This window comes from Roseovarius sp. MBR-79 (genome assembly GCF_053628555.1).
This window is the reverse complement of sequence record NZ_JBRJGP010000012.1, coordinates 1-23,114: the sequence shown is the minus strand read 5'-3', so window position 1 is coordinate 23,114 and position 23,114 is coordinate 1. Positions and strand designations below refer to the sequence as shown.

Genomic DNA, 23,114 nt, shown 5'->3' with positions numbered 1-23,114 from the left:
TCCGACCTAACGCTCTGCGCGCGCCTTCAGAAACGCATAAAACGGACGCTGGCCCCCGGCCCGCATATAGGCGCGATTGAGGCGCGCCTTGGCCTCGAAGGCCGAGCGGGCCATGGACCAGTGCTCGGGGCGCAGGCCAGTGCGTCCGGTCTCGATATCGCGCAGGATGCGGGCATAGGCCCCCTGCACGCGCAGCGCAAAGCCGCGATCCGCCGTGGCGCTGCGGGCGTTGAGATGCAGGTTGTAATGGATCGGGGCCAGCGGCGCATGGCCCCCAGCCGCCGAGAGCGCCTCGGCAGCATGCAGCACGTCCTGTGAAGGCAGGCTGCGAAACGGCCCTGCCAGCGCGCGCGCCATCACCGGGTGAAAGCTGGCCCCCATGCCAAGATCGGCGATGCCGAGGCGCGCGCTCCGGTGGTCCGGCAGATCCATAAGCGGGCGACCCGCATCAAGCACCCGCGTGCGCCCGAAGGCCACGCCTTGCGCCTCGGCGAGCGGCAAGAGAGCCGCGAGATAGCCCGTTTCCCATGTGTCATCGGCGTCGAGAAAGGCCACCATCCGCCCCGAGGCCTGCGCCAGCGCGCGGTTGCGCGCGGCCCCTGCCCCGCTGGCCACATGATGCGCCGGACAGCGGACCACACGCAGGCCGTGATGCGGAAGCCCTGCGTAATCGTCACCATCGTCGGGGGCGATGACCACCTCGACCTCTCCGGGCGGCAGGCCCGCCGCCGCCACCGAGGCGAGCGCGGCAGGCAGGCTGTCATGCGCGCGAAAGGCCGGGATGATGACCGAGACGCGCGGGGCATCCGTCACGCGTGAATGGCCCCGTCGCCGCAGGCAAGCGCCGCCTCGCGCACCGCCTCCGAATAGGTCGGGTGCGCGTGGCAGGTCAGCGCCAGATCCTCGGCGCTTGCCCCGAACTCCATCGCGACGCAGATCTCGTGGATGAGATCGCCCGCCGCGGGGCCGATGATATGGGCACCGAGGATGCGGTCGGTTTCCTTGTCGGCGAGGATTTTCACGAACCCGTCGCCCGCGAAATTGGCCTTGGCGCGGCCATTGCCCATGAAGGAGAACTTGCCGACCTTGTAGGCCCGGCCCTGCTCTTTCAGGGTTTCCTCGGTCTCGCCCACATTGGCGACCTCGGGGTGGGTATAGATCACGCCGGGAATGACGCCGTAGTTGACGTGCCCGTGCTTGCCCGCCAGCACCTCGGCCACGGCCATGCCTTCATCCTCGGCCTTGTGCGCCAGCATGGGCCCTTCGATCACGTCGCCGATGGCGTAGAGGCCCTTGATATTGGTCTGCCAGTCCTTGCCGACAGCGATCTGGCCCCGCTTGGTCATCTCGACGCCAAGCGCATCGAGGCCGACCCCCTCGGTATAGGGTTTGCGGCCCGTGGCAACGAGAACCACATCGGCGTCAAGCTGATGCTCGCTGTCATCCTTGCGCAGCTTGTAAGCGACCTTGGCCTTGGTCTTGAGCGTCTCGACGGTGTGGACACCGGCCCCCATGACGAAGTCAAGCCCTTGTTTTTTCAATATTCTCTGGAAGGTCTTTTGCACCTCGGCGTCCATGCCGGGGGTGACCTGATCCATATATTCCACCACCGTGACCGAGGTGCCGAGGCGGGCATAGACCGAGCCAAGCTCCAGCCCGATGACACCGCCGCCGATCACCACCATGGTCTTGGGGATCCTGGGCAGTTCCAGCGCACCGGTGGAGGTGACGACGATTTTCTCGTCGATGGTGACATCCGCGCCGGGGATGCTGGCGGATTCAGAGCCGGACGCGATGACGATATGTTTGGCCTCATGGGTGTCATCGCCGACCTTGACGCGGCCCGCCTCGGGGATGCTGCCCCAGCCCTTGAGCCAGTCTATCTTGTTCTTCTTGAACAGGAATTCGATGCCCTTGGTGTTCTGGCCGATGACATCATCCTTGTAGGCCAGCATCTCTTTCCAGTCGACCGAGGGGGATTTGCCCTTGAGGCCCATTTTCGCGAAATTGTGTTCCGCTTCATGGAGCATGTGGGAGGCGTGCAGGAGGGCCTTCGACGGGATGCAGCCGACGTTGAGGCAGGTGCCGCCCAGTGTCTCGCGGCCCTCGACCACGGCGGTCTTGAGGCCCAGTTGCGCGCAACGGATGGCGCAGACATAGCCGCCGGGGCCGGCGCCGATGATGATCACGTCGTAAGAGGCCATGGGTCAGTTCCTTTCGTTTGGGTCAGGGCGGGGGCGCTGCCCCCGTCGCCCGATGGGCGACTCCCCCGGAATATTTGGGGCAAGATGAAGCATCTAGAGGAGCGCCGCCAGCAGCATGAGCAGGGTGGCGGCGAAGCCCACGGACCAGATGAGCGAGCGGCCCGGTCTGAGGCCGAAATAGTAAGCGGGGATGTAGAGCACGCGCGCGGCGAGATAGGTAAAGGCGCAGGCGGCGGTGAATTGGGTGGATTGGTTGGAGAGGGTGACGGTGACGACGGCGATGGTGAAGAGGATCAGCCCCTCGAAATGGTTGTTGAGCGCGCGGCCAAGGCGGGCGGTTTTGGGCGAGAGTTGTTTCGACGGCTCGCGGTCACGCGCGGACATGGTGTAGCCGGGGCCAAGCTCCAGATTCGCCGGGATGGCGTAGAGGAGGAACTGGACCGCTTGCAGGAGGGCGGCGAGGGTGAGGGCGGTGAGTTCGGGGGTCATTATCTATCCGCCGGCATCGGTGTTAGATCAAACGCCAGCGCAAAATCAACAACCGAGGGCAAGTATACGAGCGCCCCTATTAAAAGAAATATGACCTGAAGATTTCGATAGCAGCTAATCTTTCTTCCAACAATTTTGTCATCATGTATAAACTCAGTGTCAGCAATTTTGAGTTCCGCAGTATTCCCTTTTAGTCGCATCGCTGCGAGGGACATTCTTTGAGCCAAACTTAAAAGTGAAAGTAACTTCAGGCCGCACAACATCGAGAAAGTCCACAAAATTAAAGCTGCCATTAAAAATCTTATAGCTGATCCTGACGCTAAATTACTTGATGTAACGATAGCGTAACCGATAGCGGCACCAGCGGCAGAAAAAGCGTAAAAGCATTGGCGTTCCTGAAAACGCCAACGCTCAATGATTATTTCAATTACGCTATTCACCAAACTTCTGCCTCACAAGTCCATAAGCAACCGGCACGGGCCTTCGAGGGGCTCTTTCACGCGCACCAAGAACGTCACCGCACCGTTGCCGTCGATGATGAGAATATCTGACCGTCTCATCCCCCCACCGCCAGCGTTTCACGCGCCTTGGCAATCGCCTCGTCGAGAGACCGCCCCGCCTCATGCGCCTTCACGATCCGTTCCAGAGCCGCGCGCAGGCGGGCGGCTTCGCCGGGGGTGGCGGGGCGGGCGCGGGTGAAGAAATCCGCGTCGAGGGGTGGGTTCTCGTCAAAATCTTCGGGCGGTTTTGGGCGGATGCTCATGGGATTTCCCTTCGGTTGGCCTTGCGCAACGAGATTACGCGGATGCGGGCGTTGCGCCAAGCATAGACAAGAACGTGGTATCGCCCGTCGATCTTGCCAAGGGCCTGCATCCGGGTCTCGCCGTAGTCATAGCGTGTATCTTCGGCCTCTATCGCGCTGCTCCAGTCGAAACCCTGCACCGCCGTGAAGGGGACGCCGTGTTTGGCCATGTTGTTTTCGGCCTTGGCGGCGTCCCATTCATAAAGCGGGTCTGTCACGCGGTGCTCACAAATCCATCAACAACCGCCGGGGATCTTCGAGTGCTTCTTTCACGCGCACGAGGAATGTCACCGCGCCTTTGCCGTCGACGATGCGGTGGTCGTAGCTGAGCGCGAGATACATCATCGGGCGGGCCTTGATCTCGCCGTTCACCACCATGGGCCGGTCCTGGATCTTGTGCATGCCGAGGATGCCCGATTGCGGGGGGTTGAGGATGGGCGAGGACATGAGCGAGCCGTAGACGCCGCCGTTGGAGATGGTGAAGGTGCCGCCCTGCATCTCGGCCATCGAGAGCTTGCCGTCGCGGGCGCGGGCGCCTTTCTCGGCGATGGCCTTCTCGATGGCGGCAAAGCCCATCTGATCCACGTCGCGAATGACCGGCACGACGAGGCCGGTGGGGGTGCCTGCCGCGATGCCCATATGGACAAAGTTCTTGTAGACGATATCGGTGCCGTCGATCTCGGCATTGACCTCGGGCACCTCTTTCAGGGCGTGGACGCAGGCCTTGGTGAAAAACGACATGAAGCCGAGGCGCACGCCGTGCTTCTTGAAGAACTCGTCCTTGTACTGGTTGCGCAGCGCCATCACCTCGGTCATGTCGACCTCGTTATAGGTGGTGAGCATGGCGGCGGTGTTCTGCGCGTCCTTGAGGCGGCGGGCGATGGTCTGGCGGAGCCTCGTCATCTTGACGCGTTCCTCGCGCGCGGCATCCTCGGCCGGGGAGGGCGCGCGGGGGGCCTGCGCGGCCGGGGCGGGGGCGGCGGGCGCGGCTTTCGGGGCCTGCCCTGCCTTGGCGACATCCTCTTTCATCACGCGACCGTCACGGCCCGAGCCGGTGACCTGATCGCGGCTGACGCCCGCCTCGGCCATGGCCTTTTTCGCCGAAGGGGCGTCTTCGACATCCTTGCCGGAGGCTTTGGCCGGACTTTCCTCTGCCGGAGCGGCGTCCGATTTGGCGGGGCTTGCCGCGCCCTCGCCCGAGGACATGAGCGCGAGCTTGCCGCCCGCCTGCACCGTCTCGCCCTCGCCTGCGAGGATTTCCGTCAGCGTGCCGGAGGCGGGGGCCGGCACCTCGACCGAGACCTTGTCGGTCTCCAGCTCGCACAGCATCTCGTCGGCCTCGACACGGTCGCCCACCTTCTTGAACCAGGTGGAAACGGTGGCCTCGGTCACGCTTTCGCCAAGGGTGGGCACCATGACGTCGATGCTCTCGCCGCCCTTATCGCTGCCCGTGTCGGTCGGCGCGGATTTGACCTCGGGCTTGTCGGCTTTCGCCGGGGCGGCCTTGCCCTCGCCTGCGGTGATGGTGGCAAGAAGGGCGTCGACGCCCACGGTCTCGCCCTCCTGCGCCACGATTTCGCCCAGGGTGCCCGCCGTCGGGCTGGGCACCTCGACCGTCACCTTGTCGGTTTCAAGCTCGCACAGCATCTCGTCGGCAGCGACCTGATCGCCGGGTTTCTTGAACCATGTGGCGACGGTGGCCTCGGTGACGGATTCGCCCAAGGTGGGGACGCGGACTTCGGTGCTCATCACTTGTTTCCTTCGATGGAGAGCGCGGCATCCACCAGCGCCTCTTGTTGTGCTTTGTGCTGGTTGGCAAGGCCCGTGGCGGGCGAGGCGGCAGCGGGGCGGCCGGCATAGACCGGGCGCTTGTGCTTGGCGTCGATGCGCGTGAGCACCCATTCGATATTCGGCTCGATGAAAGACCAGGCACCCTGGTTCTTGGGTTCTTCCTGGCACCAGACCATTTCCGCGCCCTTGAAGCGCTCCAGCTCCTTGACCATCGACATGGCGGGGAAGGGGTAGAACTGTTCGACCCGGAGCAGATAGACATCGTCGATGCCGCGCTTGTCGCGCTCTTCCAGCAGGTCGTAATAGACCTTGCCCGAGCACATGACGACGCGGCGGATCTTCTTGTCGGCGACAAGTTTGGTGTCGGAATTCCCGTATTGCGCATCGTCCCACAGCACCCGGTGGAAGGAGGAGCCGGTGACGAAATCCGAGGTTTTCGACACCGCCATCTTGTGCCGCAGAAGCGATTTCGGCGTCATCAGGATGAGCGGTTTGCGGAAGGTGCGGTAGAGCTGACGGCGCAGGATGTGGAAATAGTTCGCAGGCGTCGTGCAATTGGCCACGATCCAGTTATCGCCGCCGCACATCGTCAGGAACCGTTCCAGCCGGGCGGAGGAATGCTCCGGCCCCTGCCCTTCATAGCCATGCGGCAGCAGGCACACGAGGCCCGACATCCGCAGCCACTTGCTTTCGCCCGAGGAGATGAACTGATCGAACATGATCTGCGCGCCGTTGGCGAAGTCGCCGAACTGCGCCTCCCAGAGGGTAAGGGCCTTGGGTTCCGCGAGGCTGTAGCCGTATTCGAACCCGAGCACCGCATATTCCGAGAGCATCGAATCGATGACCTCGTATGGTGCCTGGCCCTCGCGGATATTGTTGAGCGGGTAATACCGCTCTTCGGTGTCCTGGTCGATGAAGGCGGAATGACGCTGGCTGAAGGTGCCGCGCGTGCTGTCCTGGCCCGAGAGGCGGACGCGATAGCCCTCGGTCAGGAGCGAGCCGAAGGCCAGCGCCTCGGCGGTGGCCCAGTCAAAGCCTTCGCCGGTCTCGAACATCTGGCGCTTGGCCTCGAGCAGGCGCTCGACCGTCTTGTGAACGGTGACCCCCTCGGGCACATGGGTCAGCGCCGCGCCCACCTCCTTGAAGGTCTCGGACGGGATCGCCGTCTCGCCGCGCTCATACTTGCCCTTGTGCGGGTTGAGGTCCGACCATTTGCCGTCGAGCCAGTCGGCCTTGTTCGGGCGGTAATCCTTGCCCGCCTCGAACTCGTCGGCAAGGAAGGACTGGAACGCGGCCTTGAGGTCCTCGACCTCGCCCTCGGGGATGAGACCGTCCTTCACGAGCCGGTCGGTATAGAGCGCGAGCGTCGTCTTCTGCTGCTTGATCTTCTTGTACATCAGGGGGTTGGTGAACATCGGCTCGTCCCCCTCGTTATGGCCGAAGCGGCGGTAGCAGATGATGTCGATGACCACGTCCTTGTGGAATTTCTGGCGGAATTCCGTGGCGACGCGGGCGGCATGAACGACCGCCTCGGGATCGTCGCCGTTGACGTGGAAAATCGGTGCCTCGACCATCAGCGCGATATCCGTGGGATAGGGCGAGGACCGCGAGAAATGCGGCGCGGTGGTAAAGCCGATCTGGTTGTTCACCACGATATGCATGGTGCCGCCGGTGCGGTGCCCCTTGAGGCCCGAGAGACCGAAGCCCTCGGCCACGACACCCTGACCGGCAAAGGCCGCGTCGCCGTGCAAGAGGATCGGCAGAACCTTGGTGCGGTCGGTGTCGTTCAACTGATCCTGCTTGGCGCGGACCTTGCCCAGCACCACCGGGTTCACCGCCTCGAGATGGCTGGGGTTGGCGGTCAGCGACAAATGGACGGTGTTGCCATCGAACTCGCGGTCGTGGCTGGCCCCGAGGTGGTATTTCACATCGCCCGAGCCGTCGACATCCTCGGGCTTGGAGGAGCCGCCCTGAAACTCGTGAAAAAGCGCGCGGTAGGGCTTGCCCATGACATTGGCGAGCACGTTGAGCCGTCCGCGATGCGGCATCCCGATGACGATATCCTGCACGCCCAATTGACCGCCGCGCTTGATGATCTGCTCCATCGCGGGAATGAGGCTCTCGCCACCATCAAGGCCGAACCGCTTGGTGCCCATGTATTTGACATGGAGGTATTTCTCGAAGCCCTCGGCCTCCACGAGCTTGTTCAGGATCGCCTTGCGGCCCCGCCGGGTGAAGGAGATTTCCTTGTCATAGCCTTCGATCCGCTCCTTGAGCCAAGCGGCCTGTTCAGGATCGGAGATGTGCATGTATTGCAGCGCGAAGGTGCCGCAATAGGTGCGCCGCACGATGGCGAGGATCTCGCGCAGGCTCGCGATTTGCAGGCCAAGCACGTTGTCGATGAAGATGGGCCGGTCCATGTCGGCCTCGGTGAAGCCGTAGGATTTCGGGTCAAGCTCGGGCTGGTGGCCCTGCTCGCGCAGGCCGAGCGGGTCGAGATCGGCGATGAGGTGGCCCCGGATGCGATAGGCGCGGATGAGCATGAGCGCGCGTACGCTATCGAGCACCGCGCGCTTGACGTCCTCATCGCTGAGCTTCACGCCCTTTTCATCGGCTTTCGCGGCGATCTTCTTGCCCGCGTCCTTCAATTCCGGCTCGGCGGGCCATTCGCCGGTCAGCGCGGCAGTCAGATCATCGGACGGCATGGGCGGCCAGTCGGCGCGCGCCCATGAGGCACCTTGCGCCTCGCGGCGCACATCGTCGTGACCATCGCCCAACTGATCGAAGAAGGCGCGCCACGCCTCATCGACCGCACCCGGATCATGGGCGTAGCGGGCGTAAAGCTGCTCCAGGTATTCGGCATTCGCGCCCTGCATGAAGGAGGAGGCGTGGAACTGGTCGTTGGGGGATTGGTCGGTCATTTTGGCACCTCGGAGGAGCTTGGAACCCTGTTGGTTGGGCCGGGCCGGGGACGCCCCCGGCCCGGCCCGGATGCGTCAGCCGATGGCCTTGAGCACCGCCTCGCCGAGGCTGGCGGGGCTTTCGGCCACGGTGATGCCCGCGGATTTCATCGCCTCGATCTTGTCCTCGGCACCGCCCTTGCCGCCCGCCACGATGGCGCCTGCATGGCCCATGCGGCGGCCCGCAGGGGCGGTGCGTCCGGCGATGAAGCCTGCGGTCGGTTTCCAGCGGCCGCGCTTTTTCTCGTCTTTCAGGAACTGCGCGGCCTCTTCTTCGGCAGAGCCGCCGATTTCGCCGATCATGATGATCGACTGCGTCTCGTCATCGGCGAGGAACCATTCCAGCACGTCGATATGTTCGGTCCCCTTGATCGGGTCGCCGCCGATGCCGACGCAGGTCGATTGTCCAAGGCCCACATCCGAGGTCTGCTTGACCGCCTCATAGGTGAGCGTGCCGGAGCGCGAGACGACGCCGACAGAGCCGCGCCGGTGGATATGGCCGGGCATGATGCCGATCTTGCAGGCGTCGGGCGTGATGATGCCGGGGCAGTTGGGACCGATGAGGCGCGATTTGCTGCCTTCCAGCGCCCGCTTGACGCGCATCATGTCCAAGACGGGGATGCCTTCGGTGATGCAGACGATCAGCTCCATCTCGGCATCAATCGCCTCGAGGATCGAATCGGCGGCAAAGGGGGGCGGGACGTAGATGACGGAGGCATTGGCCTCGGTCACGGCCTTGGCCTCATGCACCGAGTTGAACACCGGCAGGTCAAGATGCGTGCTGCCGCCCTTGCCGGGGGTCACGCCGCCGACCATCCTGGTGCCATAGGCGATGGCCTGTTCGGAATGGAACGTGCCCTGAGAGCCGGTGAGGCCCTGACAGATCACGCGTGTATTTTCGTCTACGAGGACTGCCATCTTGGCGTTCTCCTGTAATAAATTCTTGGGAGAGGTGGGTTGGCACCCACCCTGCGGGATCAGCCTTTGACGGCCTTCACGATCTTCTGCGCGCCGTCCTTGAGGTCGTCGGCGGCGATCACGTCGAGGCCGGAATTGTTGATGATCTCCTTGCCTTTTTCGACGTTGGTGCCCTCAAGCCGGACAACGAGCGGCACCTTTAGGCCCACCTCCTTGACGGCGGCTACCACGCCCTCGGCGATCACGTCGCAGCGCATGATGCCGCCGAAGATGTTGACGAGGATGCCTTTGACCTGCGGATCGGAGGTGATGATCTTGAACGCCTCGGTGACCTTTTCCTTGGTCGCGCCGCCGCCCACATCGAGGAAATTGGCCGGCTCCGCCCCGTAAAGCTTGATGATGTCCATGGTGGCCATCGCCAGACCCGCGCCGTTGACCATGCAGCCGATCTCGCCATCCAGAGCGATATAGTTGAGGTCGTATTTCGAGGCCTCAAGCTCCTTGGGGTCCTCTTCGGTGGTGTCGCGCAATTCGGCGATATCGGCGTGGCGATAGATCGCGTTGCCGTCAAAGCTGATCTTGGCATCAAGCACCCTGAGATCGCCCTTGTCGGTCACGATCAGCGGGTTGATTTCCAGCATCTCCATGTCTTTTTCGACAAACGCCTTGTAGAGCATGCCCATCAGCGCCACGCATTGCTTGACCTGACCTCCGGTGAGGCCAAGGCCAAAGGCGATGCGGCGGCCATGGAAGGGCTGATAGCCGGTGGCGGGATCGACCGCGAAGCTGAGGATCTTCTCGGGCGTGCTCTCGGCCACCTCCTCGATATCCATGCCGCCCTCGGTCGAGGCCACAAAGGAGATGCGGCTCGTGCCGCGATCCACCAGCAGCGCGAGGTAAAGCTCGCGCGCGATGCCCGCGCCATCCTCGATATAGACGCGGTTGACCTGCTTGCCCGCAGGCCCGGTCTGCTTGGTCACCAGCGTGCGCCCCAGCATCCGGCGCACCTCCTCGGCGGCCTCCTCGACCGAGCGCGCCAGACGCACGCCACCCGCCTCGCCGGCACCCGCTTCCTTGAACCTGCCCTTGCCACGACCCCCGGCATGGATCTGCGCCTTCACGACCCAGACCGGCCCGTCAAGACCCCCCGCCGCCGTCTTCGCCTCCTCCGCGCGCAGAACAACGCGCCCATCCGAAACCGGAGCCCCGTAAGCCCGCAAAAGCGCCTTCGCCTGATACTCGTGGATGTTCATGAACCTGTCCCGTTTTGCTGTGATCGGAACAGGTATAGGCACGGAATGACGGGCGATTTAAAGGATTTTTCGCCGTGACGGAAAATTTGCGCCGAAATTCTGCATTTTGTGATCACACGAATAATTCCTGTGATCACAAGCGACGCTCAAACCGTTTTTTCCATCGCAAAAGGAATCAGGGCTGGATATGCTCCAGCCCTGATCTAACTCTTTGCGGTTTTCGTCATGCGAGCGACGGATCGATTTCCTTGCAGGCCTTCACGAGGCCCTTTACGGCCTCAACCGACTTGTCGAACATGGCCTGCTCATCCTTGGTGAGCTTGATCTCGACGATGCGCTCGATCCCGCCCGCGCCGATCACCGTGGGCACGCCCACATACATGTCCTTCACGCCCAGCTCGCCATCGCAATAGGCCGCGCAGGGCAGGACGCGCTTTTGATCCTTGAGATAGGCCTCGGCCATTTCAATGGCCGACGTGGCGGGCGCATAGAAGGCCGAGCCGGTTTTCAGCAGGCCGACGATCTCGGCGCCGCCGTCGCGGGTGCGTTGCAGGATGGCGTCGAGCTTGTCCTGCGTGGTCCAGCCCATCTCGATCAGATCCGGCAGCGGGATGCCCGCAACGGTCGAATAACGCACCGAGGGCACCATCGTATCGCCATGCCCGCCCAGAACGAAAGCGGTCACGTCACGCATCGACACGCCGAACTCGACGCTGAGGAAGTGACGGAAGCGCGCGCTATCCAGAACACCGGCCATGCCGCAGACCTTGTGCGCGGGCAGGCCCGAGAATTGCTGTAGCGCCCAGACCATCGCGTCGAGCGGGTTGGTGATGCAGATCACAAACGCGTCGGGCGCGTTGGCCGCGATCCCCTCGCCCACCGATTTCATGACCTTGAGGTTGATGCCCAGAAGATCGTCACGGCTCATCCCCGGCTTGCGCGCCACGCCGGCGGTGACGATGCAGACATCCGCGCCCGCGATATCGGCATAGGACTGCGTGCCCTTGAGCACCGCGTCAAAGCCTTCGGAGGGGCCGGATTCGGCGATATCGAGCGCCTTGCCCTCGGGCGTGCCCTCGGCGATGTCGAAAAGCACGATGTCGCCGAGTTCCTTCAGCGCGGCAAGATGGGCAAGCGTGCCGCCGATCTGTCCCGCGCCGATCAGCGCGATCTTGGGTCTGGCCATTGGATCTGTCTCCACAGGTTGCATAGTTGCGGCGTGGCGTAGTCTGAAATTCTGTGTCATGCAAGCCTGCCGCAGGTCACGATGCGGCGGTGGGTGCCTGCGGCATACCGTCGTATGCCAGAAGCGGCGTTTGGAAACGGGGGCTTGGCCGATGGGGGTGACATGGGAGATCTTCGCCGCCGGGGTCTTTGCCGCGCTTTTCGCCGGGATATCGAAAGGCGGATTCGGCTCGGGCGCGGCCTTTGCGGGCGCGGCGATTCTGGCGATCGTGGCGCCGCCGGGGGTGGCGCTCGGGATCATGCTGCCGCTTTTGATGGTCATCGATGTGGCGACGCTGCGGCCCTATTGGCGGCAATGGGGACGCGAAGAGACGCGCGTGCTGGTGCTGGGCGGGTTGCCGGGCGTGGCGCTTGGGATGGCCTTTTACCGGGTGGCCGATGCGGACCTGATGCGGGTGTTGATCGGGGCGGTCGCAGTGGGCTTCGTGGCCTGGCAACTGGCGGTGCGGGCGCGACTGGTGCGCGGCGCAGCGCGACCCCTGCCGGTGGGTGCGGGGCTGCTGGCCGGGATGGTGGCCGGGTTCACCAGCTTCGTGAGCCATGCGGGCGGGCCGCCTGCGGCGGTGTATCTCTTGTCGCGCGGGCTGGGCAAAACCGGGTTTCAGGCGACGACGGTGGCGGTCTTCTTTGTGATAAATATCGCCAAGGCAGTGCCCTACGGCTTTCTTGGTCTCTTCACGCGCGAGACGCTGAGCGTTGCGCTGATGCTTGCGCCCTTTGCCCTGATCGGTGCATGGATCGGTGTGCGCGCGCACCGGCTCGTGCCCGAGCGCGCGTTCTTCGGGCTCACCTACGTCTTGCTGACCGTGACCGGCGTGAAACTCATCCTCGATGGTCTTTAGCCCCGCACCGGTTGGCGCGGGGCTCACGCATCGTTGCCGGGCACCGGCAGCGCGTCGGCCACATCCTCGAATGCCTGCCCTGCCGCAATGAGGCAGGTGACGCCATTCGTGCCCGTGACCGTGATTGTCCAACTGCCCGACGTGTCGGAGGCGAACACCTCGATCACAGCCCCCTGCGAGCCGAGTCCCATGGATTTCCGCGTCTCACCATAGGCGTCGGCCAGCCGTTTCACCACCACGTCGCGCGGCGCGCAGGCCGCGCCCTGCGCCATGGCAGGTGCCGAAAGCGACGCCAAGACCAGCGCCAGAGCATATCTCATCATCGTCATACCCTTTCCCGGTTGGTCCCTGCCGTCGGGAAAATCATGCCGCAAAAGGCGTGAAGACTTGGTTAACGCAGAGTCACCTCCCTTGATGCTGCATCGCGGCAGAAACCGCTTGAACATTTCCGCCGAAAAATGGCATCCCTGCGCAAGAAAATTTCCCAAATATGAGGGCAGACCATGGCCAGCACCCGACCCTATCGTTCCGTGCTCTATATTCCCGGCTCCAAGGAGCGCGCGCTCGACAAGGCGCGCGGCCTGCCCGCCGATGCAATCATCTTCGATCTGGAGGACGCGGTCGCCCCCGACGCCAAGGCCGAGGCCCGCGCCACGCTGCGCGCGGCACTGCAAGAGGGCGGCTATGGCAGGCGCGCGAAAATCGTGCGGATCAACGCGCTGAGCACGGAATGGGGGCTGGCCGATGCGCGTGCATTTGCCGATGCCGGGGCCGATGCGATCCTTCTGCCCAAGGTCAACGCGCCTTCGGATATCGACACGCTGACCGAGATCATCGGGCCCGACATAGCCGTCTGGGCGATGATGGAAACGCCGCTCTCGATCCTGGGCGCGCGCGAAATCGCGGCCCATGCGCGCGTCGCGGGGCTGGTCGCGGGCACCAATGATCTGGCCAAGGATCTGCGGACAAGGGCGCAGCCCGACCGTATGCCGCTGATGCTGGCGCTGCAAACCATCGTTCTGGCGGCACGCGCGGCGCGGATCGTGGCGGTGGACGGGGTCTATAACCGCTTCAAGGACGACGACGGGCTGCGTGTCGAATGCGAACAGGGCCGCGATCTGGGCTTCGACGGCAAGACGCTGATCCACCCCGCGCAGATCGACATCGCCAATGCCGCCTTTGCCCCCACGGAGGCCGAAATCGAACTGGCCGAACGCCAGATTGCCGCGTATGAAGAAAGCCGAGCCTCGGGTCAGGGGATCGCGGTCGTGGACGGGCAGATCGTCGAGAATCTGCATGTGGTCACGGCGCAGCGCATCCTTGCACAGGCCCAAGCGATACGCGACCTGGCAGCGGAGTAGCGCGCAATGACCTATCTCATCCTCGGACTGATCCTCTGGACCGCCGCGCATCTCTTCAAGCGCGTGGCCCCCGATCTGCGCGCGCGGATGGGCAAGGCTGGCAAGGGGCTGGCGGCGGTGGGTATCCTCGCCGGTCTGGTGCTGATGGTGGTGGGCTACCGGCAGGCGGAGTTCGTGAATGTCTGGTTCCCGCCCGCCTGGACGGTGCATGTCAACAACCTGATGATGCTGGGCGCGGTGTTTCTCTACGGGATGAGCGCGACCAAGGGGCGGTTGCGCGGCGCGATCCGCCATCCGCAACTGACCGCCGTCAAGGTCTGGGCGGTGGCGCACCTGCTGGTCAATGGTGATCTGGCCTCGCTGATCCTCTTTGGTGGCCTCCTGGGCTGGGCGGTGCTGGAAGTGGTGGTCATAAACATGTCCGAAGACTGGGACCGCCCCGCACCGGGCGAGGCCAAGCGCGACATCCTGCTGGTCATCATCACGCTGGTGCTGTTCTTTGCCATGACCTTTGTCCACAACTGGCTGGGCGTCTGGCCATTTCCGGGGTAAACCCATGCAACTCTACCGGTTTCTGACCGCCGATGACACCTCGGCCTTCTGTCACAAGGTGACCGCCGCGCTCAACAAGGGCTGGTCGCTCCATGGCGACCCCACCTATGCGTTCGACGCGGCCAACGGCGTGATGCGCTGCGGGCAGGCGGTCATCAAGGAGGTGCCGGGCACCTATTCCCCCGACATCAAGCTGGGAGAGCAGTGAGCATGGCCAAGACCAACCCGGGCCGCTTCTTCGAGGATTACCGGCTGGGCGAGGTGATCCGCCACGCCGTGCCGCGCACCGTCTCGGGGGGCGAGCGCGCTCTTTATCATGCGCTTTATCCGGCGCGCCATGCGCTCTATTCCTCGGACGAATTTGCCCGCGCCTGCGGCCTGCGCGCCAGCCCGCTGGATGATCTGGCGGCGTTTCACATCGTCTTCGGCAAGTCGGTGCCGGATATCTCGCTCAATGCCGTGGCCAATCTGGGCTATGCAGAGGCGCGCTGGCTGCGGCCCGTCTGGCCCGGTGACACGCTCGCCTCGCAATCCGAGGTGATCGGGCTCAAGGAAAACTCCTCTGGCAAGACCGGCGTGGTCTATGTGCGCACCTCCGGCACCAACCAGCATGGCGAGACGGTGATGGAATTTGTCCGCTGGGTGATGGTGCGCAAGCGCGATAGCGCCGCCCCTGCCCCCGCGCCGGTGGTGCCTGCGCTTGCCGCTGCGGTGGCGGCGGACGATCTGGTCATCCCCGAGGGCCTCGATTTCACGCGCTACGACTTTCCCCTTGCCGGAGAGCCGCATCGCTGGGGCGATTACACGGTGGGCGAGCAGATCGACCACGTGGACGGCGTGACCATCGAGGAGGCCGAGCATATGCTCGCCACGCGGCTCTGGCAGAACACCGCCAAGACCCATTTCGACGCGAGTTTGCGCGAGGATGGCAAGCGGCTCATTTATGGCGGGCATGTCATCTCGATGGCGCGCGCGCTGTCGTTCAATGGCCTCGCCAATGCGCAGATGATCGTGGCCGTGAATGCCGGGTCCCATGCCAACCCCTGTTTCGCGGGCAACACGCTGCGCGCCTGGTCCGAGGTGCTGGACCGCGCCGAGACGCCCGCGCCGGGGGTGGGCGCGTTGCGCCTGCGACTGGTCGCCACGAAGGGCGGCGCACCCTTCACGCTGCGCGGCGAGGACGGAAAATACCTGCCGCATGTCCTGCTCGATCTCGATTACTGGGCGCTTGTGCCGCGCTGAGCGGGGTCAGAAGGCGCGCAGGATGTCCTGCAACTCGGGCTCTTCCACCATCTGCGCGGCCTTTTTGGGGCGCACCCAGAGGCGTTGACGCTGGCCCGCCTCGGGAAAGCTGCTCGCCAGACCATCCGCACGCAACCGCACCTTGTAAACCTGCGTCACCAGGAGCACGCCGCTGCCATCCTTGAGAATTTTCTCATAGCGGAATTGCCCGCAGGGCCGCACCTTGTCGGCCTCGGCGCGCACGCCCGCCTCCTCCCAGGCCTCGCGCAGCGCCGATTGCGCAGGCGTCAGCCCCTCGATGGGCCAGCCCTTGGGCACAATCCAGCGCCCGGTGTCGCGGCTGGTGATGAGCAGGATCTCTTTTTGTCCCTTCACCTTGCGCCAGCAAAGCGCCGCGACCTGCATGTCAGGCGGGTGCGTCGCCGCCGCGCCAGCGCGCGCAGAAAGAGAGGACATCTTGACCATTCGGACCCCTGCTCGGGTGGGCGATCGACTTATTCATTGATCCTATAGTTTAAGTGCAAATGAATGATTTAGCAAATCACTAAGTGTTGCGGGGCTTGGCGCGCAGCGTCGGGTCGGCCTCGGTCGGATCCTCGGGCCAGGGGTGACGAGGGTAACGGCCGCGCATCTCCTTGCGCACCTCCGCATAGGAACTGGCCCAGAACCCCGGCAGGTCCATCGTCGTCTGAAGCGGCCTGCCCGCCGGCGACAGCAGCGTGACGCGCAGCGGCTGGCCCGCCACGGCCGGATGGGTGGTCTGGCCGAACATCTCTTGCAGGCGCAGCGTGATCTCGGGTGCCTCGCCGGAATAGTCGATGGGAATGCGCCGCCCGAGCGGGGTGGTGAACTGGCTCGGCACGGCGCGGTCGAGCGTCTGGCGCTGGTCCCATGTCAGCATCGCCTCAAGCGCCGGGGCAATGTCGAAGCCCCGCCAGTCCTCCGCCGTTTTCACCCCCGCGACATGCGGCAGGAGCCACGCCTCCAGCCCCGTCATCAGCGCCGCCTCGGACATGTCCGGCAGGGACGGATCGCGCGCGCGCAGAAGCGCCACGCGCGCCGCCAGCCGCCGCGCAGGCGCGCTCCAGACCAGCCCCAGATCGCGCACGCCCTCGAGCATGGCGCGCGCCACCGCCTCGGGCGGCACGTCGGGCCAGGTCCGGTCGTCGAGCACCAGCGCGCCAAGCCGCTCCCGCCGCCGCGCCACCACGCGCCGCACGCGCCGGTCCCAGGCGCAGACATCGTGCCAGCCGATACGCCCGGCATAAAGCCCGCGAACCTCCGCCTCGGATATGGCGATGGCCTGCCGGATGCGGGCCTCGCGCGGGTCGCCGTCAAGGTCCGTCGCCACGATGAGCCGCGCCCCCGCCAGCGGATCGCCCTCGGGCAGCACCGCCCCCTTACCACCCGAAAGCACGAAACGCGGCGCCTCGCCCTTGCGGCGCAGCCCGATGCGGTCCGGATAGGCGAGCGCGGCCATCTCCGCCGCACTCTGCCCGCCGTCACGACCCTGCGCCTGCGCCCGCAGGCGTCTGGCCTCGGTGCGGATACGCTCCACCGTGCCGCGATGCGCCTCCCACGGATGACGCCCGGCATAGCCGCGCGGATCGCGCACCGCCCCGAGCCGGAGCGCAAGGTCCACAGGCGCGGCACGCGGCAACGGGTCGCGCTCGGCCAGCAACGCGGCAAGGTCCGCAGCCTCCGGCCCCGCCACGCTCAGCATATGCGCCAGACGCGGATGCAAGGGCAGCGCGGCAAGGCGGCGGCCATGCGCGGTGATCGCGCCGCGCGCATCGAGCGCACCGAGATCCGTGAGCAGCGCGCGCGCCTCGGCAAAGCTGCCGGGATTGGGCGGGGTGAGAAAGGGCAGCGCCTCGGGCGCGGCCCCCCAGAGCGCCAGCTCCAGTGCCAGACCGGTCAGGTCGGCGGCCTCGATCTCGGCAGGCGGAAAGGGGCCAAGCGCGCCCTCCTCGCCGCGCGTCCATAGCCGGTAGCAGACCCCCTCGGCCACGCGGCCCGCGCGCCCTGCCCGTTGCGCCGCCTCGGCGCGGGTCACCCGCTCGGTCACAAGCCGCGCCATGCCAGAGCCGGGATCGAACCGCGCGCGCCGCGCGCGGCCTGCATCCACCACCACGCGGATATCCTCGATGGTGAGCGAGGTCTCGGCGATGGCCGTGGCCAGCACCACCTTGCGCCCCGAAGTCACCGGCGCGATGGCGGCGCGCTGCGCCGCGAAATCCATCGCGCCGAAGAGGGGCCGGATCTGGCACCCGGATGGCAGGCGACCTTTCAGCAGCGCCTCTGTGCGGCGGATCTCGCCCTCGCCGGGCAGGAAGACCAGCACGCCGCCCGCCGTCTCGGCCACGGCCCGCGCCACAAGATCGGCCACGACCTCGGGCAGGCGCGCGCCCTTGGGCAGGGGCCGGTCCAGCCAGCGGGTCGTGACCGGAAAGCTGCGCCCCTCCGAGGTGATCACCGGCACATCCCCCATCAGCGCCGCCACCGGCCCGGCGTCGAGCGTGGCCGACATCGCCAGCAGCATCAGATCCTCGCGCAGCGCGCCCGCCACCTCGAGACAAAGCGCCAGACCCAGATCGGCATTGAGGGAACGCTCGTGAAACTCGTCAAAGATTACCGCGCCCACGCCGGGCAGGTCGGGCGCGCCCTGCACCATGCGCGTCAATATCCCCTCGGTCACCACCTCGATGCGCGTCGCGCGCGATACCCGCGCCTCGCCCCGGATGCGGTAGCCCACGGTTTCGCCCACGGCCTCGCCAAGGCTCTCGGCCATGCGCTCCGCCGCCGCACGTGCCGCCAGACGGCGCGGCTCGAGCATCACGATGCGCCCAGAAACCAGCCCCGCGCGCAGCATCTCGAGCGGCACGACCGTGGTCTTGCCCGCCCCGGGCGGGGCCTGCAATACGGCGCGCCCGCGCGCGCGCAAGGCGACCAGCAGGTCGGGAACAGCGTCGAGAATGGGCAGTCGCAGGCTCATCCCCCGCTTATCGGACAGGCGCGCCCGCTTGGCCAGAGGCGCGGCCCCGTTTCACTGTTCCAAAAATACTCATCTCTCCCGCTCTGGACACGCGCGGCCGCCCGGGGCAAGAAGACCCCGCACCAAAGGGCGGCCCCATGACCGAGGACGATCTCAGCGACAGGGTTTTGCACGGCGACCGCCGCGCGCTGGCCCGTGCCATAACGCTGATCGAGAGCGCGCGGCCCGATCACCGCGCGGCGGCGGCGCAGCTTCTCGAACGGGTCAACCGGGCCGGGCGCACGGCCATCCGTATCGGCCTCTCGGGCACGCCGGGGGTGGGCAAATCCACCTTCATCGAAAGCTTCGGGCTCATGCTGACCGCGCAGGGGCTGCGCGTGGCGGTGCTCGCTGTCGATCCCTCCTCGGCGCGCTCAGGCGGCTCGATCCTCGGAGACAAGACGCGGATGGAGCGGCTTTCGCGCGATCCGAACGCCTTCATCCGCCCCTCGCCCAGCCGGACGCATCTGGGCGGCGTGGCACGGCGCACGCGCGAGGCGGTGATGCTGTGCGAGGCGGCGGGATATGACGTGGTGCTGATCGAGACCGTGGGCGTGGGCCAGTCCGAAACCGTGGTGGCCGAGATGGCGGATATCTTCGTGCTGTTGCTGGCGCCTGCGGGCGGCGACGAGTTGCAGGGCGTCAAGCGCGGGATCATGGAAATCGCCGATCTCATCCTTGTCAACAAGGCCGATGGCGATCTGAAACCGGCGGCGATGCGCACGCGGTCGGATTATGCGGGCGCGCTGCGCCTCTTGCGCAAGCGCGCGCAGGACCCCGAGGGCTTTCCCAAGGCGCTGACGGTCTCGGCGCTGGCCGAGGACGGGCTGGCGGCGGCCTGGGACGAGATGCGTGCGCTGGTCGACTGGCGACGCGCGGAGGGGCATTTCGCCGCCCGCCGCATCGCACAGGCGCAAAGCTGGTTCGTCGAAGAGGTGAAACAGGGCCTGCTCGCGCGGCTCGAGACGCCCGCCAATCGCGCCCTGATGGAGGGTTTCGCCCAGGAGGTCGCGCGCGGTGAGATCACGCCCACGGTCGCCGCCGCGCGGATGCTGGCGCGGATTGGCGGCTAAGGCTCAGGGGCTGGCTTCGCGCAGATAGACCCCCTCGGGCAGGTCGAGCGCTGCACCCAGATCGCGCAATTGCGTCATCGACAGCGTGATCTTCTGCACCCGGTCGGTGCGCGGGTCGTATTGCTCGATCGTCACGCATTCCTCGAAGGCGTTGACGATGACATCCTCGGCCAAGGGCACCTCGCCCTCGTCCACAAGGGTGATCACGGTCGAGTCGAATTCGTGTTCGATGGAAAACATGGGGATAGCGTATCGCGTCGGCGGAGGATTGCAACGGGCGATGGCGCGCAGGGGCAAAGGGGGTGGCGGGGCGGCGCAACCCTGCTAAAACGAAGGCAGTCGAGTTTAACGAGGAGTTGTCATGCGCTGGATTGCCTGCCTTGCCCTGATCGGCCTTGCCTCCTGTGTCGAGGTGACGCAGACCAGTCAGACCACCCGCCCCGCGCCGCAGCCCGCCGCCGCGCAGCGCCCGGCCCCGCCCGTGGTCACGCGCGACAAGGTGCAGCAGTTCCTGACCGTGGTGCAGCGGGTGGAGCCGGTTGCGGAACGCGAATGCCGCGCCCGCGCGCCAAGCTCCAATTGCGATTTCCGCATCGTGGTGGATGACCGCCCCGGACAGCCCGTGAACGCCTACCAGACGCTTGACCGCAACGGCCAGCCGATCCTTGCCTTCACCCTGCCGATGATCGCCTCGGTGCGCAACGCGGATGAGCTGGCCTTCGTCATGGGCCACGAGGCCGCGCATCACATCGCGGGCCATATCCCGCGCCAGCAGCAAAGTGCGGCCGCGGGCGCGCTCATCCTCGGCGGCATTGCCGCCGTCACCGGTGCCGGACAGGGTGCTGTGGATCAGGCGGCGCGCCTCGGCGCGGGCGTGGGCGGGCGCGCCTTTTCCAAGGAGTTCGAGCTTGAGGCCGACGCGCTTGGCACCGTGATCGCCCATAAATCGGGCTATAACCCGGTGCGCGGGGTCGAATTCTTTTCGCAGATCCCTGATCCGGGGAACCGCTTTCTCGGGACCCATCCGCCAAATGCGCAGCGCATCGAGACGGTGCGCCGGGTGGCCTCACAGCTCTGAGGCGTGGGGCCTGATTTGACGCAGATCAAAGCGTGACCGTCCTCTTTGCGGCACCCTTCTGTGCAATCAACAGGAGAGTTCCCATGCAAAGCGCCCGCACGCTCAAACATCACGCCGGTCTTGTAGACCGTATGGCCACGGTTCAGGGCGTTGATCTGGAAGAGAAAATGATGGAGGGGTTACTGACCCCCGGTGCATTGGGGGATGCCGTTCTCGCCTGCACCGGCTGCGCCAATCCCGGTGACTGCGAGCATTGGCTGGACGCGCGGCCCGACAGCGGGACCGCGCCGGACTATTGCCGCAACGTCGATCTCTTCGCCGATCTCAAGGCCGGTCGCCGCGCCTGAGGCGGCGCGTCAGAGCGCGGTCGCCAGCGCCGTGCTGATGCCCAGAAAGAAACACCCCGTGGCCAGCGCCACGAAGAGGTGCCAGATCGCGTTGGCAAAGCGCAGGCTTTCCCAGGCGTAGAACACCACCCCCGCCGTGTAGAGCAGCCCGCCTGCCACGATGAAGCCAAGGCTTGGCCCCGGCAGCACACCCGCAAGCGGCAGGATGAGCGCGACCCCGAGCCAGCCGAGCGCGATATAGGGCAGCCAATGGGTTGTCATCTGGCCGCGCGGGCGGCGCAATTTGGACACCGCGCCCGCCAGCGCCAGCGCCCAGACCGCCGCCAGCACCGCGTAGCCGAAAGCGGTGTTCAAAATCACGCCGAGCGGCGTGAAGGTGCCCGCAATCTTGATATAGATCGCCGCATGGTCTAGGCGGCGCAGCACCGGGCGCGCCGGGGTATGGGCAAAGAGGTGATAGGCCGCCGAGGCCCCGAGCATCGCAATCAGCGCCAGCGAATAGACCAGCACCGCCGCGAGCGTCACCCCGTCCATCCTGAGCGCCCACATCGCCAGAAGCATCGCCACCCCGGTCACGGCGGCCAATAGCCCGGTCACGTGCACCGCGCCATCGGCCACGCGTTCCGCTCTGGAGTAAAGTGGGTAAGCGCCCTGTGCCATCCGGACAGACTTGCACCAAACCTGTTACGATTCCATGAAATTTTGCATTTTACACAATTACGTCACGGTATGTGACCGAGGCGACGCTCAACCCGATGTCGCGAACCGGTCGAGTGCGCCCATTTGACCTTGCCCCTTGCGTCATCGTCCCCATTTTGGGATAAGTCAGAGGCTGAAATCAGGAGTGTTCCCATGGCTGCGCGCATCTACAAACCCGCCCGCACTGCGATGCAGTCGGGCACCGCCAAAACACGGCATTGGGTGCTGGAATTCGTCCCCGGAACGGCGCGCGAGGTCGATCCATTGATGGGCTGGACCTCGTCGGGCGACACTCAGGCGCAGGTGCGTCTGCGGTTTCCCACCAAGGAGGCGGCGCTCGACTATGCCAAGGATCATGGCATAGACGCCGTGGTGCAGGACCCCAAACCGCGCAAGGCCAACATTCGCCCCGGCGGCTATGGCGAGAACTTTGCAACCTATCGCCGTCAGGTCTGGACGCACTGATTTCAGTGTAAATCGGGATAAATCGAGCTCGGATTAGGGGTAAGGATCCGGCGCGGCCTTTGCCGACATGGCATCCCGGCGGTCTGTCCGAGCGGCAGCTTGAACAGACCGGGTGAGCTGCCCCCCGCCACGCCCTCATCGAGATACGGCTCTTGCCAGCGCCGAACCGTGGGCTTCGACATGTTCGTTCGCCGCATGATCTCGAAGGTGCCATGGCCGTCGACCGTGGCAAGCACGATCCCCGCACGCCAGACAAGCTTGCGCGACGCGATGCGGTTGATAATCAAATCCTGACGCTCGGATCGGTCGGCGGAGCCAAGGTGAAGGCAGATGTCCGAGCGTCTCATCCGCCAACCATGCCACAGCGAGAAGCGCCGGGAGTCCTACGCCAGGTGCAGAGCAGTAGTATTCGACACCTGACACAAAGTGCCCGATGCTGCACGGGGGAACGTTCGTGGCCTGTTGCTGACATTGGTGGAGCCGCGCGAGGGCCCGACCGCGGGTGGGCGCTGCAACAGCGTTGGTGAGCGCTTTATGGTGCCAAATACTGGAACGATTGAAGGGGTTTCAACGTCGAAAAAGCGCCCGCCCGGGGGGCGGTCGGGCGCTCGCGCGGCGGCGTGCGGGGCACGCCTTGATTCCGCGCGGGGGAGAGGGGGCGAATGTCCCCTTCAGGCCGATTGTGTGGAAAAACTAACGTTTGCGAGCGCAGAAATGGCTGTTCCAAATGCGGCGCGAGCGCCTTTCCTGTCAGGCTTT

27 protein-coding genes are annotated in these 23,114 nt (G+C 65.3%); 9 read left to right on the top strand and 18 right to left on the bottom strand.

What is annotated here, in order from left to right; all coding sequences use genetic code 11:
- Window positions 1-6 precede the first annotated feature (6 nt).
- The 11 genes from ACSSV8_RS13225 to mdh form a co-directional block, all read right to left on the bottom strand.
- The gene (locus ACSSV8_RS13225) at window positions 7-813 is read right to left on the bottom strand and encodes a glycosyltransferase family 2 protein (protein WP_354539263.1); all 807 of its coding nucleotides are present in this window, start codon (window positions 811-813) and stop codon (window positions 7-9) included.
- Entirely contained in the window at window positions 810-2,204 is a 1,395-nt protein-coding gene (gene lpdA, locus ACSSV8_RS13220) for a dihydrolipoyl dehydrogenase (RefSeq protein ID WP_354539264.1), read from the bottom strand. Before lpdA ends, ACSSV8_RS13225 begins: the two co-directional genes overlap by 4 nt.
- Before the next feature lie 93 nt (window positions 2,205-2,297).
- Complete coding sequence (locus ACSSV8_RS13215; protein WP_454282747.1) at window positions 2,298-2,693, bottom strand: MAPEG family protein; 396 nt, start codon at window positions 2,691-2,693, stop codon at window positions 2,298-2,300.
- A complete protein-coding gene (locus ACSSV8_RS13210; protein WP_354539266.1) occupies window positions 2,693-3,133 on the bottom strand; it encodes a hypothetical protein in 441 nt (146 codons plus the stop codon). Before ACSSV8_RS13210 ends, ACSSV8_RS13215 begins: the two co-directional genes overlap by 1 nt.
- A gap of 116 nt (window positions 3,134-3,249) precedes the next feature.
- Entirely contained in the window at window positions 3,250-3,456 is a 207-nt protein-coding gene (locus ACSSV8_RS13205; RefSeq protein ID WP_354539267.1) for a hypothetical protein, read from the bottom strand.
- Entirely contained in the window at window positions 3,453-3,713 is a 261-nt protein-coding gene (locus tag ACSSV8_RS13200) for a BrnT family toxin (protein WP_354539268.1), read from the bottom strand. The genes ACSSV8_RS13205 and ACSSV8_RS13200 overlap by 4 nt, the downstream gene beginning before the upstream one ends.
- A gap of 7 nt (window positions 3,714-3,720) precedes the next feature.
- Window positions 3,721-5,244, bottom strand: coding sequence for a 2-oxoglutarate dehydrogenase complex dihydrolipoyllysine-residue succinyltransferase (odhB, locus tag ACSSV8_RS13195; RefSeq protein ID WP_354539269.1), 1,524 nt, complete (start codon window positions 5,242-5,244; stop codon window positions 3,721-3,723).
- Window positions 5,244-8,207 carry a 2-oxoglutarate dehydrogenase E1 component gene (locus ACSSV8_RS13190; RefSeq protein WP_454282746.1) on the bottom strand — a complete coding sequence of 988 codons (2,964 nt, stop codon included), beginning with the start codon at window positions 8,205-8,207 and terminating at the stop codon, window positions 5,244-5,246. Before ACSSV8_RS13190 ends, odhB begins: the two co-directional genes overlap by 1 nt.
- A 75-nt stretch (window positions 8,208-8,282) precedes the next feature.
- Window positions 8,283-9,164: a succinate--CoA ligase subunit alpha gene (sucD, locus tag ACSSV8_RS13185; RefSeq protein ID WP_454282745.1), complete on the bottom strand. Its 882-nt coding sequence runs from the start codon at window positions 9,162-9,164 to the stop codon at window positions 8,283-8,285.
- A 59-nt stretch (window positions 9,165-9,223) separates the two neighbouring features.
- Window positions 9,224-10,417 (bottom strand): ADP-forming succinate--CoA ligase subunit beta, encoded by a 1,194-nt coding sequence (sucC, locus tag ACSSV8_RS13180; protein WP_454282744.1) that lies wholly within the window; start codon window positions 10,415-10,417, stop codon window positions 9,224-9,226.
- 223 nt (window positions 10,418-10,640) lie between these two features.
- Window positions 10,641-11,603: a malate dehydrogenase gene (gene mdh / locus ACSSV8_RS13175; protein ID WP_354539274.1), complete on the bottom strand. Its 963-nt coding sequence runs from the start codon at window positions 11,601-11,603 to the stop codon at window positions 10,641-10,643.
- A gap of 151 nt (window positions 11,604-11,754) precedes the next feature.
- Here mdh and ACSSV8_RS13170 point away from each other — a divergent pair, with 151 nt between their 5' ends.
- The gene (locus ACSSV8_RS13170) at window positions 11,755-12,504 is read left to right on the top strand and encodes a sulfite exporter TauE/SafE family protein (RefSeq protein ID WP_454282743.1); all 750 of its coding nucleotides are present in this window, start codon (window positions 11,755-11,757) and stop codon (window positions 12,502-12,504) included.
- 23 nt (window positions 12,505-12,527) lie between these two features.
- Here the strand turns inward: ACSSV8_RS13170 and ACSSV8_RS13165 are convergent, their stop codons facing one another.
- The gene (locus ACSSV8_RS13165; protein WP_454282742.1) at window positions 12,528-12,827 is read right to left on the bottom strand and encodes a hypothetical protein; all 300 of its coding nucleotides are present in this window, start codon (window positions 12,825-12,827) and stop codon (window positions 12,528-12,530) included.
- 180 nt (window positions 12,828-13,007) lie between these two features.
- Here ACSSV8_RS13165 and ACSSV8_RS13160 point away from each other — a divergent pair, with 180 nt between their 5' ends.
- From ACSSV8_RS13160 to ACSSV8_RS13145, 4 genes are read left to right on the top strand one after another with little or no spacing between them, the layout of a single operon-like run.
- Window positions 13,008-13,865 carry an HpcH/HpaI aldolase/citrate lyase family protein gene (locus ACSSV8_RS13160; protein ID WP_454282741.1) on the top strand — a complete coding sequence of 286 codons (858 nt, stop codon included), beginning with the start codon at window positions 13,008-13,010 and terminating at the stop codon, window positions 13,863-13,865.
- A 6-nt stretch (window positions 13,866-13,871) separates the two neighbouring features.
- Entirely contained in the window at window positions 13,872-14,417 is a 546-nt protein-coding gene (locus ACSSV8_RS13155; RefSeq protein ID WP_454282740.1) for an NnrU family protein, read from the top strand.
- A gap of 4 nt (window positions 14,418-14,421) precedes the next feature.
- On the top strand, window positions 14,422-14,625 hold the full coding sequence (locus tag ACSSV8_RS13150; protein ID WP_354539279.1) for a DUF1737 domain-containing protein: 204 nt from the start codon (window positions 14,422-14,424) through the stop codon (window positions 14,623-14,625).
- 2 nt (window positions 14,626-14,627) lie between these two features.
- Entirely contained in the window at window positions 14,628-15,659 is a 1,032-nt protein-coding gene (locus ACSSV8_RS13145; RefSeq protein ID WP_454282739.1) for a MaoC family dehydratase, read from the top strand.
- Between the two features lie 6 nt (window positions 15,660-15,665).
- Here ACSSV8_RS13145 and ACSSV8_RS13140 read toward each other — a convergent pair whose 3' ends face one another.
- Window positions 15,666-16,115, bottom strand: a complete 450-nt coding sequence (locus ACSSV8_RS13140; RefSeq protein WP_454282738.1) for an NUDIX hydrolase — start codon at window positions 16,113-16,115, stop codon at window positions 15,666-15,668.
- Between the two features lie 88 nt (window positions 16,116-16,203).
- The gene (gene hrpB / locus ACSSV8_RS13135) at window positions 16,204-18,654 is read right to left on the bottom strand and encodes an ATP-dependent helicase HrpB (RefSeq protein WP_354539282.1); all 2,451 of its coding nucleotides are present in this window, start codon (window positions 18,652-18,654) and stop codon (window positions 16,204-16,206) included.
- A gap of 137 nt (window positions 18,655-18,791) precedes the next feature.
- Here hrpB and meaB point away from each other — a divergent pair, with 137 nt between their 5' ends.
- Window positions 18,792-19,766 carry a methylmalonyl Co-A mutase-associated GTPase MeaB gene (meaB, locus tag ACSSV8_RS13130; protein WP_354539283.1) on the top strand — a complete coding sequence of 325 codons (975 nt, stop codon included), beginning with the start codon at window positions 18,792-18,794 and terminating at the stop codon, window positions 19,764-19,766.
- Between the two features lie 3 nt (window positions 19,767-19,769).
- Here the strand turns inward: meaB and ACSSV8_RS13125 are convergent, their stop codons facing one another.
- Window positions 19,770-20,006, bottom strand: a complete 237-nt coding sequence (locus ACSSV8_RS13125; RefSeq protein ID WP_354539284.1) for a hypothetical protein — start codon at window positions 20,004-20,006, stop codon at window positions 19,770-19,772.
- Between the two features lie 121 nt (window positions 20,007-20,127).
- On the opposite strand from ACSSV8_RS13125, the gene ACSSV8_RS13120 reads away from it, so the two are divergent.
- Together ACSSV8_RS13120 and ACSSV8_RS13115 are read left to right on the top strand one after the other, a co-directional pair.
- Complete coding sequence (locus ACSSV8_RS13120; protein WP_454282737.1) at window positions 20,128-20,844, top strand: M48 family metallopeptidase; 717 nt, start codon at window positions 20,128-20,130, stop codon at window positions 20,842-20,844.
- A gap of 83 nt (window positions 20,845-20,927) precedes the next feature.
- On the top strand, window positions 20,928-21,191 hold the full coding sequence (locus tag ACSSV8_RS13115; protein WP_454282736.1) for a DUF6455 family protein: 264 nt from the start codon (window positions 20,928-20,930) through the stop codon (window positions 21,189-21,191).
- 9 nt (window positions 21,192-21,200) lie between these two features.
- Here ACSSV8_RS13115 and trhA read toward each other — a convergent pair whose 3' ends face one another.
- Window positions 21,201-21,809: a PAQR family membrane homeostasis protein TrhA gene (trhA, locus tag ACSSV8_RS13110; protein ID WP_454282735.1), complete on the bottom strand. Its 609-nt coding sequence runs from the start codon at window positions 21,807-21,809 to the stop codon at window positions 21,201-21,203.
- Between the two features lie 234 nt (window positions 21,810-22,043).
- Here trhA and ACSSV8_RS13105 point away from each other — a divergent pair, with 234 nt between their 5' ends.
- Window positions 22,044-22,355: an ETC complex I subunit gene (locus ACSSV8_RS13105; protein WP_354539288.1), complete on the top strand. Its 312-nt coding sequence runs from the start codon at window positions 22,044-22,046 to the stop codon at window positions 22,353-22,355.
- Window positions 22,356-22,357: 2 nt separating this feature from the next.
- Here the strand turns inward: ACSSV8_RS13105 and ACSSV8_RS13100 are convergent, their stop codons facing one another.
- A complete protein-coding gene (locus ACSSV8_RS13100) occupies window positions 22,358-22,702 on the bottom strand; it encodes a helix-turn-helix domain-containing protein (RefSeq protein WP_354539289.1) in 345 nt (114 codons plus the stop codon).
- Between the two features lie 185 nt (window positions 22,703-22,887).
- Window positions 22,888-23,114, bottom strand: a 227-nt coding sequence (locus ACSSV8_RS13095) for a hypothetical protein (protein WP_454282734.1), incomplete at its 5' end; no start/stop codon positions are given.